General features: G+C 56.1%; 18 protein-coding genes. 11 read left to right on the top strand and 7 right to left on the bottom strand.

The window, feature by feature from the left end; all coding sequences use genetic code 11:
* Positions 1-69: 69 nt before the first annotated feature.
* The 3 genes from tmk to LOC70_RS07780 all read right to left on the bottom strand — a co-directional run bounded on the left by tmk (position 70) and on the right by LOC70_RS07780 (position 1692).
* On the bottom strand, positions 70-702 hold the full coding sequence (tmk, locus tag LOC70_RS07790) for a dTMP kinase (RefSeq protein ID WP_255715788.1): 633 nt from the start codon (positions 700-702) through the stop codon (positions 70-72).
* 17 nt (positions 703-719) lie between these two features.
* Complete coding sequence (locus LOC70_RS07785) at positions 720-1298, bottom strand: hypothetical protein (RefSeq protein ID WP_230253042.1); 579 nt, start codon at positions 1296-1298, stop codon at positions 720-722.
* A gap of 109 nt (positions 1299-1407) precedes the next feature.
* Positions 1408-1692, bottom strand: coding sequence for a hypothetical protein (locus tag LOC70_RS07780; RefSeq protein WP_230253041.1), 285 nt, complete (start codon positions 1690-1692; stop codon positions 1408-1410).
* A gap of 17 nt (positions 1693-1709) precedes the next feature.
* On the opposite strand from LOC70_RS07780, the gene LOC70_RS07775 reads away from it, so the two are divergent.
* The 9 genes from LOC70_RS07775 to LOC70_RS07735 all read left to right on the top strand — a co-directional run bounded on the left by LOC70_RS07775 (position 1710) and on the right by LOC70_RS07735 (position 13996).
* On the top strand, positions 1710-3110 hold the full coding sequence (locus LOC70_RS07775; protein ID WP_230253040.1) for a transcriptional regulator: 1401 nt from the start codon (positions 1710-1712) through the stop codon (positions 3108-3110).
* Entirely contained in the window at positions 3110-3922 is an 813-nt protein-coding gene (locus tag LOC70_RS07770; RefSeq protein ID WP_230253039.1) for an NUDIX hydrolase, read from the top strand. The genes LOC70_RS07775 and LOC70_RS07770 overlap by 1 nt, the downstream gene beginning before the upstream one ends.
* A complete protein-coding gene (locus tag LOC70_RS07765; RefSeq protein ID WP_230253038.1) occupies positions 3919-4962 on the top strand; it encodes a metal ABC transporter solute-binding protein, Zn/Mn family in 1044 nt (347 codons plus the stop codon). The genes LOC70_RS07770 and LOC70_RS07765 overlap by 4 nt, the downstream gene beginning before the upstream one ends.
* A gap of 29 nt (positions 4963-4991) precedes the next feature.
* On the top strand, positions 4992-5849 hold the full coding sequence (locus LOC70_RS07760) for a metal ABC transporter ATP-binding protein (RefSeq protein ID WP_230253037.1): 858 nt from the start codon (positions 4992-4994) through the stop codon (positions 5847-5849).
* Positions 5849-7183 (top strand): metal ABC transporter permease, encoded by a 1335-nt coding sequence (locus LOC70_RS07755; protein ID WP_230253036.1) that lies wholly within the window; start codon positions 5849-5851, stop codon positions 7181-7183. The genes LOC70_RS07760 and LOC70_RS07755 overlap by 1 nt, the downstream gene beginning before the upstream one ends.
* Positions 7180-8598: a metal ABC transporter permease gene (locus tag LOC70_RS07750; RefSeq protein WP_230253035.1), complete on the top strand. Its 1419-nt coding sequence runs from the start codon at positions 7180-7182 to the stop codon at positions 8596-8598. The genes LOC70_RS07755 and LOC70_RS07750 overlap by 4 nt, the downstream gene beginning before the upstream one ends.
* Complete coding sequence (locus tag LOC70_RS07745; RefSeq protein ID WP_230253034.1) at positions 8595-10658, top strand: tetratricopeptide repeat protein; 2064 nt, start codon at positions 8595-8597, stop codon at positions 10656-10658. The genes LOC70_RS07750 and LOC70_RS07745 overlap by 4 nt, the downstream gene beginning before the upstream one ends.
* A gap of 104 nt (positions 10659-10762) precedes the next feature.
* The gene (locus tag LOC70_RS07740) at positions 10763-12430 is read left to right on the top strand and encodes a sulfatase family protein (protein ID WP_230253033.1); all 1668 of its coding nucleotides are present in this window, start codon (positions 10763-10765) and stop codon (positions 12428-12430) included.
* A gap of 63 nt (positions 12431-12493) precedes the next feature.
* Complete coding sequence (locus LOC70_RS07735) at positions 12494-13996, top strand: sulfatase-like hydrolase/transferase (protein ID WP_230253032.1); 1503 nt, start codon at positions 12494-12496, stop codon at positions 13994-13996.
* Positions 13997-14029: 33 nt separating this feature from the next.
* On the opposite strand, the gene LOC70_RS07730 is transcribed toward LOC70_RS07735, so the two are convergent.
* Positions 14030-14716 (bottom strand): hypothetical protein, encoded by a 687-nt coding sequence (locus tag LOC70_RS07730; protein WP_230253031.1) that lies wholly within the window; start codon positions 14714-14716, stop codon positions 14030-14032.
* A 159-nt stretch (positions 14717-14875) separates the two neighbouring features.
* Here LOC70_RS07730 and LOC70_RS07725 point away from each other — a divergent pair, with 159 nt between their 5' ends.
* Positions 14876-15670, top strand: a complete 795-nt coding sequence (locus LOC70_RS07725; protein ID WP_315857215.1) for a tetratricopeptide repeat protein — start codon at positions 14876-14878, stop codon at positions 15668-15670.
* Positions 15671-15906: 236 nt separating this feature from the next.
* A complete protein-coding gene (locus LOC70_RS07720) occupies positions 15907-16017 on the top strand; it encodes a type II secretion system protein (RefSeq protein ID WP_261368041.1) in 111 nt (36 codons plus the stop codon).
* A 76-nt stretch (positions 16018-16093) separates the two neighbouring features.
* On the opposite strand, the gene LOC70_RS07715 is transcribed toward LOC70_RS07720, so the two are convergent.
* The 3 genes from LOC70_RS07715 to LOC70_RS07705 are packed head-to-tail and all read right to left on the bottom strand — an operon-like array spanning position 16094 to position 18950.
* Positions 16094-17044: an ion transporter gene (locus LOC70_RS07715; RefSeq protein ID WP_230253030.1), complete on the bottom strand. Its 951-nt coding sequence runs from the start codon at positions 17042-17044 to the stop codon at positions 16094-16096.
* Positions 17041-17613 carry a DinB family protein gene (locus LOC70_RS07710; protein ID WP_230253029.1) on the bottom strand — a complete coding sequence of 191 codons (573 nt, stop codon included), beginning with the start codon at positions 17611-17613 and terminating at the stop codon, positions 17041-17043. Before LOC70_RS07710 ends, LOC70_RS07715 begins: the two co-directional genes overlap by 4 nt.
* Positions 17613-18950 carry a leucine-rich repeat domain-containing protein gene (locus LOC70_RS07705; RefSeq protein WP_230253028.1) on the bottom strand — a complete coding sequence of 446 codons (1338 nt, stop codon included), beginning with the start codon at positions 18948-18950 and terminating at the stop codon, positions 17613-17615. Before LOC70_RS07705 ends, LOC70_RS07710 begins: the two co-directional genes overlap by 1 nt.
* Between the last annotated feature and the right edge of the window lie 140 nt (positions 18951-19090).

The following is a 19090-nucleotide window of genomic DNA, read 5'->3' as shown; positions in this document are numbered from 1 at the left end:
AGTCACTTGACGATCGAACCAGACGGAAAAAATCGGTATTCAGCCATTAACGACACAGTTCCAATCGACTCACAACAAATCAATGTTGGCGATGGAGGCGGCGACCTCTTCAATCGTTCCCGATGCATCGATGACGTACGTTTGGCCACCGGCATTGGATAGCTCCCGCAGGAAGGCTTGCCGTACCTTTGCCATGTAATCCATGCCGCGAGATTCCATGCGGTCCTTTTCGCCACCGACGCGTTGCATTGAAATTTCGGCGGGCAAGTCCAACAACAATGTGGTGTCAGGTTGCACGCCTCCACAAGCCAAACGCCCCATCTGCCAGAGAAGTTCCGACTTCACGTCCCCGCCAACACTCTGGTACACCACGTTGGCGAGCAAAAATCGATCGCTGATGACGATGACCCCGTCGGCAAGTGCCGGACGCAAGGTGGATTCGATCATCTCGCAGCGGCTGGCCATGAACAGCATCGCCTCGGTGCGTCGATGCATTTCCAAATCGCTGTCCAGCAACATCGCTCGCAAACGAGTCCCCAGTTCAGTGGATCCCGGGTCACGCACGCACATCACTTCGTGACCTTCCGATCGAAGACGCTCGGCAAGAATCTCGATCTGCGATGTTTTTCCCACGCCATCGATCCCGTCCAGCGTGATCAATTTTCCGGGATAAGTGTGCTGCTCGTTCAAAGGTGACGGCATTGGTTGTGCGAACTGGCTCACTGGAAGCTTCCCGTGGAGTAAGCGTCAGGTTTCCCAACGGGCGGCATGTGTGCGTACTTGATCACCAACCATCCGCCATGTTTCGCGTTGGGGTCGCCGCTCTTTTCAAAGGTCAACATCAATCGTCGCGGTACCGACACGTTCTTGATCGATCCTCGCTTCTCGCTCACAACGACCTTCACCAACATGTCCACGTTGGCCTGTGGTGGTGACGCACCTTCGACCATTTGGATTGATCGGATATTGCCCACCTTGGCTTCGTCAAATTCGTAGCGTGGCAATTCGGCCCCCGCTTGGGACTTGGTTTGGTCAGCCCCGATTAGCTCCAGGACTTCGTCGTAGCGTTCTTCTTCCACCGCTTTGGCAACGTCGTAGATGAGCTGCTCAATTCGTTCTTCGTCTGTCACCCAATTTCTGGCGATCACCCAAGCCACTGGGATCAGCGCGGCACAAACCAAACCCGTGATCGCCAAGGACTTCATGCCCGTTTGCAGCCATCCATAGATCAAACCGATGGCCAAAACCCCCAACAGGATCGAAAGCACCAAAGGCTGTTCAGCGAGAATTTGCGTCATTGGAAAACCCAGAATGGAGAAGAAGAGCCGCCTGTCGCGAATTGGGCGAGGCTGCCCCCAACGGAGCCGGCTGGGGTCACCCAATCAACCGCGATTCGATACCATAACGTCATTCGGTCAGATCGTCCCGAGGGTGCTTTGGGCGCTGCTTGGGCAAAAACAGGATGGAAATGCACGCCAATCGGTACCAGTGACCTCCGCAATCCGGTGCTGCTTCCGTCCCAACAGTTTTCGCGGCCTTGCCGATGCAGCGTGTTTGCATCTCGGATTGAACGATCACCAGCGCGTCAATCGATCCACGAAAGCCGTCGCCACCTGGTCGAAGTTGTCGCACGTTGGATTGAAACCCCAACTGATCCCGCCAATTCGCCGAACCATCATCGCCACCAATCATCCTAAACCATTTGTCTTATGAAGCGTGTTTCTCTGCCTGTCGTTTCGGCCCAACAGTATCGCGGAGCGGTGGAAGGTGAATTGTGGGAATTGCGTCCCGCCGCGGTGGCAGGCTCGTTTTCCGCCCGGTCGCAGCCCGTTAACGATTCCCCAGAAGCGATCGCGCAGCTGGCCACAACGATGCTGCAGACTCCGGCTGACTTTCCGACGATCGTGGAAGCGATCGTTCCAGGGGATCACGTGGCGTTGGCGGTGGATCCCAACGTCCCGCGTTTGAACGACGTTCTAAGAGGGGTGCTGAACTTACTGGGGCGAGCCAATGCGGGTCGAGTCAGCGTGGTGCTGTGGAGCGAAGCCAGCGAAGCGTTCGCGAAAGAATTGGAAGACGAACTCGATGGTGTCGCCAACAACACCGACACACTGAAGCCGTTGAACGTCGAGGTCGTTCGGCATCAACCACACCGTCGTGAAAGTTTGCGGTACATCGTGGCGGATGAGAACGCCGAAGCGGTCTACATTGCCAAAGACTTGGTCGACGCCGATTTCACTTTGCCGATCTTGTCCGCGCGGGCTCGCGACGCGATTAACAACATTGACCCGACGGGGATCTTCCCGCTGTTTGCTGACGCGGCGACCCAGCATCGCTATCAAACGGGCAAGACCACGGAACCATCTGAAGCCGCTTGGTTGCTTGGCGTTCAAGTCATGATGTTGGCATCGGCCGATGCTGCTGGCGAACTGGGGCGTTTGGTTGCCGGAACGCCGGACGCATTGCGACACGAATTGACCAACCTATACGCCAGTGGCGAAACAGCCGACGCGGAATCATGGGACGCGGCCGAATCACCCAATCAAGACCAATCCAGCATCAGTGAAACCGTCCCCACGGCCGATTTGGTCGTTGCCGCATTGGACGGTGACGCGGCCTCGCAGACTTGGGTGAACTTGGCACGCGCTGCCATCGCGGCCGGACGTCACGTGACCCCCGGCGGAACAATCGTGCTCTGGTCCGAAGTGGCCGCCGCACCGGATCCCGTTTGGTCGCGAGAGTTGGGGCAGGGGATCACGGGCATTGAAAGCAACGAAGATGATTCTGACGACCAACCCGGCAATGAAGCCTCGCTCGATCAAGACACCGCCTTCCGGTCCTGGGATGCGGAGACGCCACTGGCACGGCAATGGAACCAATTGATCGCCGACGGTCATGTCTTGGTCCACTGCCAATTGGAGGACGACGTGATCGAATCCTTTGGCATGGGCGTGATCCATTCGGTAGACGAGCTTCGCACGTTGGGTTCGCGACTGAGCGGGGCCGGCGTTTTGCGAGCCGCTCACTACCACACCGAATCCATCACGGCTTTCTCCATGAACGAAGAGCCCACTTCGAGTGACACGGCGTCGGAAAGCGAGGACCAGTGATGAAAAAGAAATCGAGCGTCTCCACCGTTCGCAAGTCTTCCAAGAAGTCTCGCAAGGCGTCCGCCAACACCCAAACCAAAACCAAGTCCCAGCGAAAGTCGGTCAAGAAGAGCGGAAAAAAGTCCACCAAAAAGTCAGCCAAAAAATCCGCGAAGCAATCCTCGGTTTCCCCGCACGCACGCAAATCGACCACATCACGAAAGGCCGCTAAAAAATCCGTTCGCAAATCGACCGCGAAAGGTGTTCGTTCTCGATCCACACCTCGTCCCGCATCCGAAGAAGCAATCGAAGACGCTTTTCGATTCTGTCCTTCTTGTCAGGCACCCAATCAGTCTCCGGGAACGATTCCGTTTCGCTGTGAGCAATGCGGGTTCGCTTTTTTCTTCGGTCCCGTCGCGGCGGTCGGAGGTTTGATCGTCAACCAGGACCAAGAATTGCTGCTGGTACGGCGGGCTCGTGATCCAGGAAGAGGCCAGTGGGGACTTCCGGGAGGATTCGTTGATCGAGGAGAATCGATCGAGGACGCACTGCGTCGCGAGGTCACCGAAGAAACTCAGTTGACCATTGCGAGCATGCGGCTTCTGACCACGGGACCCAATCACTACACCTACCAAGGCGTCACCGCCGACGTCGTGGATCTGTTCTTTGTTTGCCAAGTGGAAAACGAGGACTCAGTCGAACTCGAACCGACCGAACTGAGCGATTACCGATGGTGTGTTCCCACCAAACGTGAACTCAACAACATGGCGTTTCCATCCAACCGCATCGCCGTCGAACAGTGGCTTCGCGAGCGCAAATCCAACCATTCATGACACCAACCCAAACATCGTTTCGTTTTTCAGCCTCGTGGATCGGCCACTTAGGCGTCGTCATAGCTTTGTTGCCGGTCATCGGCTGCACTCAACCCAAGCCAGCTCCCAAAACGGGCAAGCTGAGAGTCTTGGCCACCACCACCATGGTCGGGGACGTGGTGAAAGCCGTTGGTGGCGACAACATCGAAGTTCAAGTCTTGCTAGGCCCCGGCGTGGACCCGCACTTGTACAAAGTCGTTACGGACGATGTGAGGCTGATTGTCGATGCCGACGTGGTGTTCTATTCGGGTTTGATGCTCGAAGGGAAGATGACGGACACCTTGGCGAAGGTCGGCGATGGATCGCTGGGTGCCCCCAAACCGGTTCACGCGATCACCGATGGAGTGGATTCAAGCAAGCTTCTGTCCGGCACGGAGCAAACCGGCCACCCTGACCCGCATGTTTGGTTCGACGTCGAGCTTTGGGCGACCACCGCCGACGAAGTCGCTCAAGTGCTTTCGAAGGAACTGCCCGCCCAGAAAACCGAGTTCCAGCAAAACGCGAAACAGTATCAAGCGGACCTTGAGCAACTGGCAAAGGACGCAAAAGCGACGCTCGCCACGATCCCGGAAGAACAACGCATCCTGATCACGTCACATGACGCGTTTGGATACTTGGGCCGAGCCTATGACATCGAAGTCATGGGAGTGCAGGGAATCTCAACGGACTCCGAAGCGGGTCTGCAGCGCATCAATCAGTTGGTGGATTTGATCATTGAGAAAAAGGTCCCCGCCGTCTTCGTCGAAACCAGCGTCAACGGCAAAAGCATCCAAGCCTTGATCGCGGGCGCCAAATCTCGTGGGCACGAAGTCGTCATCGGGGGCGAGCTGTTTTCGGATTCCGCGGGCGATGCAGACACTTACGAAGGTACCTATCCAGGCATGATTGATCACAATGTGACCACGATCACCCGTGCCTTGGGCGGTGAGGCTCCCGAGCGGGGCCTGCGTGGCAAACTCAGCATGGAAGCGTCGACACATTCCACGTCGAACAACGACTGACCCGGTTCACTGACTCATCCATCTCTTCCATGAACTCCGTCACCCCCTCCGGTCCCGCCGCAGACGAACTAATTGCAGACGCCCCCATCTCGGACAATCGTTCCGCAGCCCAAACGCAGCCGGATTCCATCGCGTTGAAGGTGGATGATCTAACCGTTGCCTATCACCGTAAACCGGTGATTTGGGACGTGGAGTTGGAAATCCCCGCCGGAAATTTGGTGGGCATTGTCGGACCCAATGGCGCGGGCAAAAGCACCCTGCTCAAAGCCGTCATGGACTTGATCCCACGAGCGTCCGGTCGTGTCGAAGTCTTTGGCGAGCCCTACGCCAAATCACGCGGACGTGTTGGTTACGTCCCGCAACGTGAAAGTGTTGATTGGGACTTCCCTGTCGATGCTCTCGATGTGGTGACGATGGGACTGTATCGCCGTTTGGGTTGGTGCATGCCGGTGCGAAAGAAACATCGCGACATCGCACGCGATGCGCTGGCACGGGTCGGCATTGCTGATTTGGCCAACCGACAGATCAGCCAGCTTTCTGGCGGACAGCAACAACGCACATTCCTGGCGCGCGCGCTCGTCCAAGACGCGGACCTGTATTTGATGGACGAACCTCTGGCCGCGGTGGATGCGGCAACGGAAGCAGCCATCATCGACTTGCTTCGTCAGATGCGGGCCGATGGAAAAACGGCGGTGGTCATCCATCACGATTTGCAATCCGTGCCGGACTACTTCGACTACGTCGTGCTTCTGAACATGAGAGTCGTTGCTGCCGGCAAAACGGAAGACGTGTTCACCAGTGAAAACCTGCAAAAAACCTATGGTGGCCGCTTGACGTTGCTGGACGAGGCCACCGAAGCGATGCGTCGGCGGGAACGTTCGATCTGATGGGCGAGCAACTGTGGCGTGTGATCAGCCTGCAGGATCACAACACTCGCGTGGTGATCCTGGGCGCCGCGATGCTTGGGTTCGCCGCTGGCTTGGTGGGGTGCTTCACGTTGCTGCGTCGACGTGCCCTGGTCGGAGACGCCCTCGCGCACGCGGCACTGCCCGGGATCGCAATCGCTTTCTTGTGGGTGACGGCAATGGGAGGCAACGGTCGATCGTTGCCGGTCCTGTTGTTGGGCGCCACGATTTCAGGGCTGTTTGGTATCGCTTCCATCCTGATCATTCGGCGTGGCACTCGGATCAAAGAGGACGCAGCACTCGGAATCGTCCTCAGCGTTTTCTTTGGGTTGGGTTTGGAATTGCTGGGCATCGCCCAACAGATGAAAAACGGCAACAAAGCCGGCTTGGAATCGTTCATCTACGGCAAAACGGCCTCGATGGTCTCCAGCGATGCTTGGTTGATCGGCGGCGCATCGTTGTTGTGCGTGGTGATCTGCTTGGGTTTGTTCAAAGAATTCAAACTGCTGTGCTTCGATGAAGCTTTCGCGGGATCGCGCGGCTATCCCGTGGTCTTGCTGGACGCCGGATTGATGACCGTCGTGGTGGTGATCACGATCGTGGGACTGCAGGCGGTTGGATTGGTGCTCGTCATCGCGTTGCTGGTCATTCCCGCCGCCTCGGCTCGTTTTTGGACGGACCGGCTGATTTGGATGATCGTGCTTTCGTCACTGATCGGCATGACGGGGTGTCTGGTGGGAGCCGCCGCCAGCGCCATGCTGCCGCGATTGCCCAGCGGAGCGATGATCGTGCTGGCCACGGGGCTTGGTTTTCTAGTCAGCTTCTTTGTCGGCGCACGGCGCGGCTTACTGATTCGGATCTGGCGACGTCAATCGCTCAACGCCAGCATCGATCGCCAACACCTTCTGCGCGAATTGTATGAACTGTTTGAGAATGATCCACAGAGGCTGGCTGTTTCCTGGGAAGAATTGCTGCAAGCTCGCAGTTGGTCCAAGAAACGCTTGCGACGCATTTTGGAACATGCGTCCAAGGACGGTTGGATCAGCGAAAACATCACCAAGATGGAGTTCGCATTGACGGAACGCGGTGAAACCGAAGCCAGACGTTTGACCCGGCGACACCGATTGTGGGAACTCTACTTGATCCACCACGCCGACATCGCTCCTCAACGGGTGGACCGGGACGCGGATGCGATTGAACACGTCTTGGATCCAGAAACGGTTGCGGAGTTGGAGTCGCTGCTGAACGCGGAACTTGGCGAACGCCGGATGCCAACGGACCCTCATGCAAAGTCTGCCGAAGGAGTCCCCTCATGATTCCTCCGGCACAAAGCGGATTCGACTGGTCGGTGGATTGGAGCTGGCAACTGGATGGCTGGATCGTTGTGGCCGGCATGCTCTGCGCAGTCTCTTCTTCGCTGCTGGGTTGCTTCCTGGTCTTGCGCCGAATGAGTTTGCTGGGCGATGCCATCAGCCACGCTGTGTTGCCCGGCCTGGCAGCCGCATTTTTGATCTCGGGCACTCGCAGCAGTGGATGGATGTTCTTGGGCGCGGTAATCGTCGGCGTGCTCACAGCGTTGTTGTCCGATTGGATTCACGTTCGGGGTGAAGTTGACGAAGGCGCCTCGATGGGAGTGGTGTTCACGACGCTCTTTGCCGCGGGATTGATCATGATCGTGCTTGCCGCGGATCGCGTGGACCTGGATCCAGGCTGCGTGCTCTACGGCGCCATTGAATCGACGCCGCTTGACCGATGGACGATTTCGCTGCCCGGTTTGGCTTCGGTGCGGGTTCCACGCGTGGTCGTCGTGCTATCCATCGTGACGCTGATCAACGCGGCGTTCGTGTTGTTGTTCTTCAAAGAACTCAAGATGGCAACCTTCGACGCGGAACTCGCCACCTCCAGCGGTTTTTCGGCGAAGGTCATCCACTACGTCTTGATGACGTTGGTCGCCGTCACCGCGGTGGCTTGCTTCGAAAGCGTTGGCAACATCCTGGTGGTTGCGATGCTGGTGGTCCCCGCCGCGACGGCTTACCTGCTCACCGACCGCTTGGGAATGATGATTGGATTGGCGTGCGTGATCGGCGCGGTCTCCGCTTGGGCCGGTCACATCGCTGCGGTAGAAGTTCCCACCTGGTTTGGCTTCCGCAGCACAACCACCGCCGGAATGATGGCGGTTGCCACGGGAGCCGCCTTCACGTTGGCCGTCCTGTTCTCGCCCAAGCGAGGCTTGATCCCACAGTGGACTCGCAAGCAATGGCTACGTTGGACCATTTTGACGGACGATGTTCTGGCCCTGCTCTATCGAATGGAAGAACGGTCCACGGAAGAACGCCCGCTCGCGGAATCCATGGCAATGCGTGAGGACCTGAACGCTTGGATGGCTGACATCTTGTTGACCAAACGATTCGCGATTTCGCTTGCGCTGAAATTCCATGTTTGGCGTCGGCGAGTGATGGACGGTCGCGACAACGAATCAGCCACCCTCGTCCCGACGCTCACCGAACTCGGTCGGTCCGAAGCCGAATCGCTGGTTCGATCCCACCGACTTTGGGAACAATACTTGGTCACGCGCGTCGATTTGGAAGGCGATCGAATTCACCAACAAGCCCACCGCTTGGAGCACTTCACCGACCGGCAATTGCAAGATCGACTGGACGTCCAAACGGATTCTCCGGACAAAGACCCTCACGGAAGCCCCATTCCTTCGGCCAATGACCCGCAACCATGAGCGAAACCTCGGCACAGCCAACCACTGACAGCGACACCGACGGCAACGCTGAAACGCAACAAACGGAATCGGCACCAACCAAACGTTTGCACTCAGTCTTGCTCGGGTTGGCACTCATCGCGATCACCATGCTGGCCTACCTGCCCGCGATCCAAGGCGGATTCATCTGGGACGACGATGACTACGTCACCGAGAACCCAACGTTGAATTCATTGGATGGTCTGGTCGCTATTTGGACCAATCCCTCGGCGACGCCGCAGTACTACCCGATCGTCCACAGCACGTTTTGGATCGAAAACCATCTCTGGGGTTTGAACCCCATGGGTTACCACTTGGTCAACATCATCGTTCATTGCGTCAGTGCATTGTTGCTGTGGCGATTGTTGTCGAAGTTATCGATTCCCGGAGCTTACGTTGCAGCGTTGCTGTTCGCGGTCCATCCCATGCATGTTGAGTCGGTCGCTTGGATCACCGAACGCAAAAATGTTCTGTCTGGACTTTTTAGCCTGCTGACGATTCTTTGCTGGTTGAACTTTCGCGATTTCACACGGGTAGAGTCCGATGGTTTGAATCGTTCGCGGCGATGGTATGTCTTGGCATCGTTTTGCTTCGTCGCGGCATTGTTCAGCAAGACCGTCGCGTCGACGCTTCCCGCCGCATTGCTGGTCATGATTTGGTGGAAGCGAGGAACCATCCGGCGAAGCGATATCCTGCCTCTGATTCCGTTCTTTGTGATCGGAATCAGTCTTGGATTGTTGACCGTTTGGTTAGAGAAAAATCAGGTCGGGGCCAGCGGCATTGATTGGGAACTTAGCCCCTGGGAACGAGTTCTCATCGCGGGACGCGCACTGTGGTTCTACGCCGGCAAAATCGTTTGGCCTGCTGAGCTGATCTTCACCTATCCTCGCTGGGAAATTGACTCCAGCATTTGGTGGCAGAATGCTTTTCCGATTGCGGCGTTCGCGGTCATGATCGCGTTGTTTGCCTATCGAGATCGGTTGGGACGTGGCCCCGCCGCCGCTGTGTTCCTGTACGCCGGAACGCTATTTCCTGCACTAGGATTCTTCGACGTCTACCCCATGCGTTTCTCGTTTGTCGCGGACCACTTTGCTTACATGGCCAGTGTTCCGCTGATCGCACTGATCGTTTCCGTGGTCGCGACTTGGTTGCAGCGTGACGACGACGACGATGAAGAGGCCTTTGGCATCGGCCGTTTCCTTCCCATCATGGTCTCTGTTGGCGCAGTGTTGCTATTGGCCACGACCACCTTCAGCCAATCCACGATCTACAGCGGGCTGGAGATTCTTTGGCGAGACACCTTGGACAAGAACCCAAATTCATTTCTCGCCCATAATAACTTGGGTGCTCTGCTAAATCGTCGAGGAGACTACTTGGAAGCGGAAACGCACCTCCGCCGATCAATCGAGATCAAACCCAACTTTGCCGACTCGCTGATCAACTTGGCTCAAGCACGTCAGAACCTGGGCGATTTGGAAGAAGCCCTCGCGTTGTACCAAGAAGCCACCGAGGTCAATCCGAACCTCGCTGAAGCCTTCAATGGATTGGGTGCCACTCAGGGAATGATGGGCGACTTGGAATCGTCTGAGGCTTCGCTTCAACAAGCCATCGAGATCGATCCCAATCACGCCAACTCGTACGCCAATTTGGCGACCCTGCGATCCGCCCAAGGCCGAGTGGACGAGGCTATCGAGCTATTCCAAACAGCCATTCAATTGGATCCCGAGCGACTGGAATACAAAACCAACCTCGCCCGAGTGCTGATGTCCGATCAGCGTTGGCAGGAATCGACACTTGCTTGGAAAGCCATCTTGCATGAATCGCCCGATGACGTCAGTGCTTTGCACAACCTAGGCGTGATCGCTGCCAACCAGGAACAACCCAAGATCGCCATCGAATACTTTGAGAAAGTACTTGAGCAAGTTCCCAACCATCTGAGTGCCACCTACAACATGGGTGCGATGCATGGTGCCTTGGGCAATCAAGCCGAAGCGGACCGATACTTTCAACGCGCGGAACGGCTTCAGCCTCAAACGCCTTGATCAACGGATGAATTTGCGACATGCCGCGTTGGAGCGATTGGATTGGAATACAATCCTACGTTCGTCCCGCCGCGTCCATTCCGCTGTCTCACCGATGATCTCGCATGTCGTTTATTGCCCCCCGCCTCCCGTCACGTTTCGGCCGCTGCCGAAGTCCACTTCGGTACGCTTTTACAGTGCTGCTCGGACTGCTGTTTGGAACCATCGGCGTTGGATCATGTGGTGCGTCCGAACCGGGCAAAAAGCCGAAACTGCAGCGTCCCAACATTGTCGTCATCTACACCGACGACCAAGGCTTCGGCGACGTGGGATGCTTCAATCCCGATGCAAAATTCGCCACTCCCAATATGGACCGTTTGGCCAAGGAAGGCATTGCCTTCACCAACGCGCACAGCAGCGATGCGGTTTGCACGCCCTCACGGTATGGCCTACTGACCGGACGCTACAGTTGGCGAACACGACTCAAACGCGGTGTGATGGTGGCCGAAGGTGAATGCTTGATCGAAGACGGGCGAATGACCTTGGCCAGCCTGCTTCGTGACCAGGGTTATCGCACCGGGATGGTTGGCAAATGGCACTTGGGGATGCAATTCCCCGGCCCGCCAAACGATCGTGACTGGACGCAACCCATTCGCGACATGCCGCTCGACAAAGGGTTCGACCATTTCTTTGGTATACCCGCATCGTTGAACTACGGTGTGCTCGCTTGGTTTGACGGTCGACACGCGAAGGTTCCGCCGACCATGTGGAGTGGCAAAAAGCCCAACAAGCGGCACGTCGACTATCGCATCCGTCCGCCGTATTTGGAAACGCAACAACAAGCCCGCCAAAAGTTCAGAAACACCACGATCGAAGTCGCGGAAGACTTTGTCGATAACCAGTGTCTGACTCGATTCACCGATGAAGCGATGGATTGGATCGGCAACGTTAGCTCAGACGTGACCGCAAACGAACCGAACGAGACTCAACAGCCGTTCTTTCTTTATTTGCCGCTCACTTCGCCCCATTATCCCGTGTGTCCTTTGCCGGAGTTTTGGGGACAAGGCGAATGTGGTGGCTATGGCGAGTTCATGACCGAAACGGATCATCACGTGGGGCGGCTGCTTGCGTTTCTCGACCAACATGGCCTGAGTGAAAACACGGTGGTCGTCCTAACCAGTGACAACGGGCCTGAAAAATCATGGAAACAACGCATTGAAGAATTCGGACATCACAGCAACGGTCCACTGCGTGGTGGCAAGCGAGACATCTACGAAGGTGGACACCGGGTGCCCATGCTAGTGCGTTGGCCCGCTGGAGTTGATCGCCCCGGTCGAGTCAGCGATGCCTTGGTGGGACAAGTCGATTTGCTCGCGACCGTCGCCGAGTTAGTGGGCGCAACCATTCCAGACAATGCGGGCGAAGACAGCCAAAGCTTCGCGAAAATTTTGACGGACGCCGAGCACCAACACGTTCGTGTTCCGCTGGTGAATCATGGTATCAAAGGCGAATTCGCGATCACAAAAGGCGATTGGAAATGGATCGCTCCCCGGGCACGCGATAAACCGGCAAGCGACCAACCGGGCGAGCTCTATCATTTGGGCCGCGATCTATCCGAATCGAACAATGTCCTTGCCGAGAACGCTTCCTTGGTCGAACAACTTCAGCATTCATTGACTGAAATCGTTCTCCGCGGACGTTCCACGCCGGGCGAGACTCAGCCCAACGACACGGGGCACTGGAACGACCTGACCTGGATCACCCCCGCGGAATACGACGAAGGCGTGCACTGAACAAAGCCTCGTCTCAACCTTGACTCCCCACCATCCGTCATCCCACCTCACGGAATCCATTCAATGCTTTCACGCAAACTCCTACTTGGATTGCTCGCCACTTCGCTGCTGGCGTCCTCTTTCGCGAAAGCGACCGATACGCCGTCGAAGCGTCCTAACTTTCTGGTCATTGTTGTTGATGACCAATCGCCGCTGGACCTGAGAATCTACAACCCGGACTCGCCGCTGGACACACCCAACATTGATCGCCTGGCCGCATCGGGCATGGTGTTCGATGGAGCCCACCACATGGGAGCATGGTCTGGTGCCGTTTGCACGCCATCTCGCCACATGATCATGACCGGGCGATCCGTGTGGCATATCCCGCAACGTCGGCCCAAAAATCCAAAGAAACAAAACAAGAGCGTGCGTTACCCGGACACGGAACTCGCTCCCGCGAATTTGCCCGAGTTTTCGATGGCAGCCGTCTTCAATCGTGCTGGCTACGACACAATGCGAACCTGCAAGAAAGGAAACAGTTACCCCGACGCCAACAAGCAATTCACCGTCGTTCGCGACGCGACAAAACGCGGCGGCACCGAAGAAACGGGCAGTGCATGGCACGGAAAACAAGTGCTGGATTATCTGAATCAGCGTGAATCCGCAGCCGATCGCGATCCCTTCCTGATCTATTTCGGATTCTCGCATCCGCACGACACACGGGATGGAACTCCGGAACTACTGGCCAAGTACGGCGCCATCAACCACAAGGAAAAGAACTCACTGCCACCAGCAAATTCGAAGCAGCCTCCGCTTCCACCAAACCACTTGGACGCTCATCCGTTTCACCACGGGCATCCGAATCTTCGTGACGAAGTGGCCGTCAGCGGCGTTTGGGAGCGTCGCGACGAACGCACCATTCGCAATGAACTCGGTCGAGAATTCGCTTGCAGTGAAAACATCGACATCCAAATCGGGAAGGTTCTGAATCGACTGGAAGAAATGGGTGAACTACAAAACACCTATGTTGTTTACACCTCCGACCATGGAATGGCGATTGGACGCCATGGGTTGCAAGGCAAACAGAATCTCTACGAACACACTTGGCGTGTCCCATTTGTCTTGTCCGGACCATCGATCCCAACGGGCAAGCGAGCCCTCGGAAATCTCTACCTGATGGACTTGCTGCCGACGTTGGTGGATTTGGCTGGCATTGAGGCACCGTCCACCTTGGAAGGTCGATCACTTCGACCCGTGATTGAGGGCAAGCAAGAAACTCTGCGTGATGTCTTGTTTGGTATTTACTGCGGCGGGACGAAACCGGGAATGCGATGCGTCAAACAGGGCGATTGGAAACTGATCAAGTACGACGTTCTCGACGGTTCCGTCCGCGAAACGCAGTTGTTCAATCTGGCGGCCAATCCGCTGGAGTACCTTCCCGAACATCACCGTGAATCAGAATGGGAGACTGATTTGGCGGAGAACGAAGCCTTCGCGGAGAAAAGAAAAGAGATGGAAGCGTTGCTGCTACACCAAATGCAATCATGGGACGATCCCTATCGATTGTGGGATCAACCCACGGACTGATTTCGTCTCGAACGACCTTTGAGCCGCCAAAATTCAGTCGCGGAAAATTGCCAAACCGCCACCGACGATCCACGCATCGGAATCACGCCCGTTCGTGGTAACCCAGTAGCGACCGAATCCCGTCAAACGCACTTGGGGTGTCCACCAAAAATGGGCGCCCAGTTCGGGATAGATTGAAGCGAGCGCCAGATCATATTCGGTGTCTTCTTCGCCGAATTCGTCCGTGTGTCCGTCTTCGTCGTTATCGATGCCGTCGTCATCCGCCTCGACGGTTTCCCAGTTCATCCCGACGTAGCCGCCAACCCCAACAAACGGCGCCAGTCGCGTGGGCGTTTGCAAACGAAGTCCCGTGTCCACGCCCAAGGAAGCCTGATCCCATCCCGCCGTCGCGGCGAGGGACATCCGCTGGGTCATGTAAGATGTGAGATACGATTCACTGCCGACTTCCAGTGATCCGCCTGCGCCGGTGTTGGATCGATAAGCCGCACCGGCTGAAACGTAAGTGCCCTTCGCATCGGCCAAGAACCTTGCATCGCTCGCTTGTTTCACCTTCCCAAGCGGATCCGACTTTGGTGCTCCATCCGCATACTTTTTCGCGTACTCGGGATGCTCCATCGCCCAACGTGATCGCGTCAGCCCCGTCGGCAAACGACATCCGCACGATGCCAAACAGGCACCGAAGGCGAGCACGCAAGCAACAGGAAAGGACTTGAGTTTCACGAGCAAACGCGAGCGAACACGAGAACAACAAACAGACCAACGGTTTCTCCTTCCCGGCGGTAGCAAACTCACCCAGAAGACCACAAGCTTGATTCACGCGGATTGCTTTCTTCCAATGAAGTGACTTTGCCTCCGGTTTACTTTGCGGATGCTACATCGATGATCACTACCAAAGTTTCTCCCACGACTTGGGCCAGCATGTCTCGACACCAACTGCCCGCTCCGTTCGTCTTTGCCGGGGCATTCCTCATCCTTTCAACGAGCAACACGCCGTGGGCGTGGGCACAGAACTCGGATGACGGACATGCGCAGCGACATCGACGTGCCATCGAGATCGCTCAGATCAATCTGCGTCCGACCGAGCCTGGTTTGGCCAATCGATCCGTCGCGTTGGCCGATGCCTTGCTTCGTGCAGGCCGTGCCAAAGACTCCGTCAAACACTACGAACAAGCCATCCAAGAGCGACCATCCGTCCGGCCATACCTATGGCAATACGGCATCGCGTTGTTCTTTGTCGAACGCTTTGAAGATGGCCGCGAATTGTTCGAGGCACATCGCAAAGTGAATCCGAACGATGTCGAGAACGCGGCTTGGCATTTTCTTTGTGAAGCCAAAGCCAACGGGATCGATTCCGCGAGAAAGTTACTATTGCCCGCCCCCGGGGACCGTCGCATTCCCATGTCGGAGATTCTGGCTCGTCTGCCTGGCGGCGATGACTCGGGAATCGAAGAGGCCGTGAAAGCATTGCCCCCTGGCGCCAGCCAGCAATCGGCTCGCTTTTACGCTGATTTGTATCTCGGCTTGATTGCGGATGCAGAAGGCGATCAACCCAAAGCCGAACGCCACATGCAACTCGCTGCCCAGGCACCGCTGAACCACTACATGGCCGACATCGCACGCGTCTACGCGACGCATTTGAACAACGATCGAAACCGAAAAGCGACACCCCAATAAGAGGGAGAACGCTTTCAACTCGAAAGTTTCGCGAAAATTTCGCTCACGCCATCAAAACCTCAAAATTCTTACTGAAGCCGCCGTCCGGATTCGCTCCATTGCGAATGAGCTTTCTCCGGGCATTCGATTGGCCAATCAGGCAAACAGCGAGGCAATCAACCTCAGGAGACCCTCTGGATTGATCGGGAATTCTCCCGACACCACATCATTCAACTCATATGAGGGAGAGATGTCTCATGCGTCGTTTCAGACGAAGAGGTGGTTTTACTTTGGTAGAACTTTTGGTCGTGATCGCCATCATCGGTGTCTTGATGGGATTGTTGCTACCTGCTGTGCAAGCAGCCTGAACCGGCAAACGCTTGGTACAAGGCGACGACCAAGCGGCAACCGCGTTCGTCTCAGCGTCTTGGTCGCTGTTTCGATTCATTGCAAGAGTTCGGCGTTGTCTTGCGTGGGCAAGGCTTCATCCAAACGATGGCCGCAACGATCGCAATAGTCGGCCGTTTCACGATGACGCATGAGCCCGCATTGAGCACAACGGTGATGCTCGGTCGCCGTTTGCCCCCTGCCGGACAGCTCCGCACTGACAAAGCCGGTTGGGACAATGATCAACGAGTAACCCAGCAAGATCAGCACCGCCGAAATGATCTTTCCGATCGTCGTGTGCGGTACCACATCGCCATAACCGACCGTGGTCATGGTCACGATGGCCCAGTACATCGCTTGCGGAATCGAGGTGAAGTCACTTTCGTGATACTTCCCCATCAACACCGTTTCAATTTGGTACATCAGCGTGCCACTGATGGTCACCGCGACCAGCACCACCGCCAAAAAGACAATGATCTTTTCGCGAGACTTCCAAACGGCATCCGCCAGCTCGTCGGCTTGGCTCATCATTCGCCACAGCTTCAGCACGCGAAAGACTCGCAGCAGACGAATGCTTCGCAGAATCACGAATGACTTCGCCGAATACTCCACGTACAGAGTCAGGTATCCCGGCAAGATACTGAGCAAATCGACCACTCCCCAAAAACTGAACGCGTACTTCAGCGGATGGCGGACGCAGTAGAGCCGAAGCCCATACTCAATGGTGAAAAGAATGGTCAGCGCCCATTCGGCCACCCAGAACGCTTTGGCCAAAGAACTGGCGGGCTGGCCCGACTCGTTGTCCAGTTGCAATTCGTATTCGGGCACCGTTTCCAGTGCCACCAAGACAATGCTAGTGATGATCGCGACCAGCAATCCGATATCGAATCCACGACCGAGTGGAGTGTCCGCTTCGAAGATCACGTCGTACAGCGTCTGGCGAAAACCAGGATCCGCGGGACGTTGAATCAATCGACGCCGTAACACTTTCTCGGCCGCCGAACTCATGTCATCGCAGGCTTTCGAGACACCTGAATGTCACATCGCTTTTCGATGATTTCGAAGTGATGCTGCAAGTGCCCCGCAGCGACCCAGGCGATTCCTCGCACCGAAATTCGATTCCCATCGACGCTTCCGACATTGTTCCACGCGGTGGGATTGATGCGGCGAAGGAGCGTGATGTTGGCTTGTCGACAATAACCCAGCTCGGAGATCAAGTCTCGCATGTTCCCCAGCCCAAACCTCGCGTCGGCGTAGGCGTTTTCATCCCACGCCAATTGGTCATTCGGATCGCCCGCCGCCAAACGCAGCATGCGATCGCCCCAAATTCGCTCGGCGTCGGCACAGTGACCGATCACTTGACGGATGGTCCATCCGTACGGCGGATGCACCTTGTCCGTTTGATCCACCGATAGACTGCTGGCCAGTTCACACATCCAGTGCAACTGGTCTTCCATCACTTGGAAAACACAATCACCGGAAAGGCGACCAGCCAAATCACGATGGTATTCCAACGATAAATCCGTCTCGCTGGGACGACGACTGCGTGAACGATTGGATGCAAGACTGGATGGCATCAGTTTTCGAACTCAATCACTTGAAGGTTGGGATAGTTCTCAGCCAATTCATCGATCACATCGAAACCAATGCTGGTGTTCGCAACGTTCATGCTCTTCAGGTTGGGAAGCTTTGCCAGTTCCAAGAAGCTCGAATCGCCGAGTTGAGTCCCCGCCACGTTGAGCGTGGTCAGCTTGGTCATTTTCATCAGCGTGGGCAACGATTCGTCCGTGATGGAAGTCGACTTCAAATTCAAGTCTTTCAGATTGACCAAATCACCAAAAGCTGCGACCGATTCGTCATTGGTCTTCGTTTCCCACAATCCTAGTGTTTCCAGACCGGTCAACTTACCAAGCTGAGCGATACCTTCGGGCGAGGCCAAGCGGCACTCCGAGATATCCACGTAGGTCACCTTGGGCAGGTTGGAAATCACTTCCAAACCTTTGTCGTCCACCGAGGAATCTCGCAACTCGAATCGATTCAGCGACAGATTGTTCGCGATGTGCTGGATGCCTTCTCCGGTCACATCGCAACCGCGAATTCGAAGACGCGTGAGATTCTTCAAACCTTTCAGTTCCGCCATCGAGGCATCGTTGATTTTGGAGTAGTCGCCCTGCAATTGCTGCAGTGTGGGCGTCTGCCCCAGCATCTTCATGGTGGGACCATTGATGGTGGTGCAGTAGTTGAAGTTGATCGACTTCAGTGGCAGTGGTGCGAGCTTGACCAATCCTTCGTCGGTCACCTTGGACTTTTCCAATTGCACATCGGCGAGCGTTTGAATCTTCGCGAGGGAGTCCATCCCCGCGTCACCAATGTTGCTGTTGCGCAAATCCATTGCACGCAGCTTCGTCAGCCCAGTCAACAATTCCAAACCTTCGTCGGTCACACCCGTGCGCCGCAAGAACAGGGCTTCGAGTGAGCTCAGTTCGCCAACCGTTTCGAGGGTTTTGTTGGTGATCGCCGTGTCGGTCAGATAGAGGTACCGAATCTTTTCCAGAGATGTCAGGTTTTCCATCCCAGCATCATCGATGCCGGGGCCGTTGAATGTTGCCTTGGTCGTATTGGGCACACCCTTCAGGTGCGGCAATGCCTCGGCGATCCCGCCCTTTTGATTGGCAATCGAGAACTCCACGACATTCCCAGCGTCATTTTTGGTCAGAATGAAACCGGCTTCTTCCAACGCAGCCACGTCTTCCGGGTTATCAGGCGTCGCTTTGGGAGCGACCTGAACGACTGTTTCTTGAACCTCGGGATTTTCCGCATCCGGTTTGTCAGCTTGGTTGTTGGACCGGGAACATCCGACCAGCATTGAGCAGGCAAGAAGCAACGCGATTGAAAAGGTGGGTCGTGGTTTCATGGAAGAATAGGTCGGGCGGGAAATGAAATTCAGGTTCATTGTGTTGTCAGGCGGGAGCCCACAGGAGGGTAAGTGAAGACAGAGGGCGACGGATCGCGAGCCTCGCGAATCGCGTCAATCATTCGGCGGATGGGCCAGTC

It is taken from the genome of Rhodopirellula halodulae, assembly GCF_020966775.1.
Taxonomy (GTDB): Bacteria; Planctomycetota; Planctomycetia; order Pirellulales; family Pirellulaceae; genus Rhodopirellula; species Rhodopirellula halodulae.
This window is presented reverse-complemented; position numbering and strand designations above follow the sequence as displayed.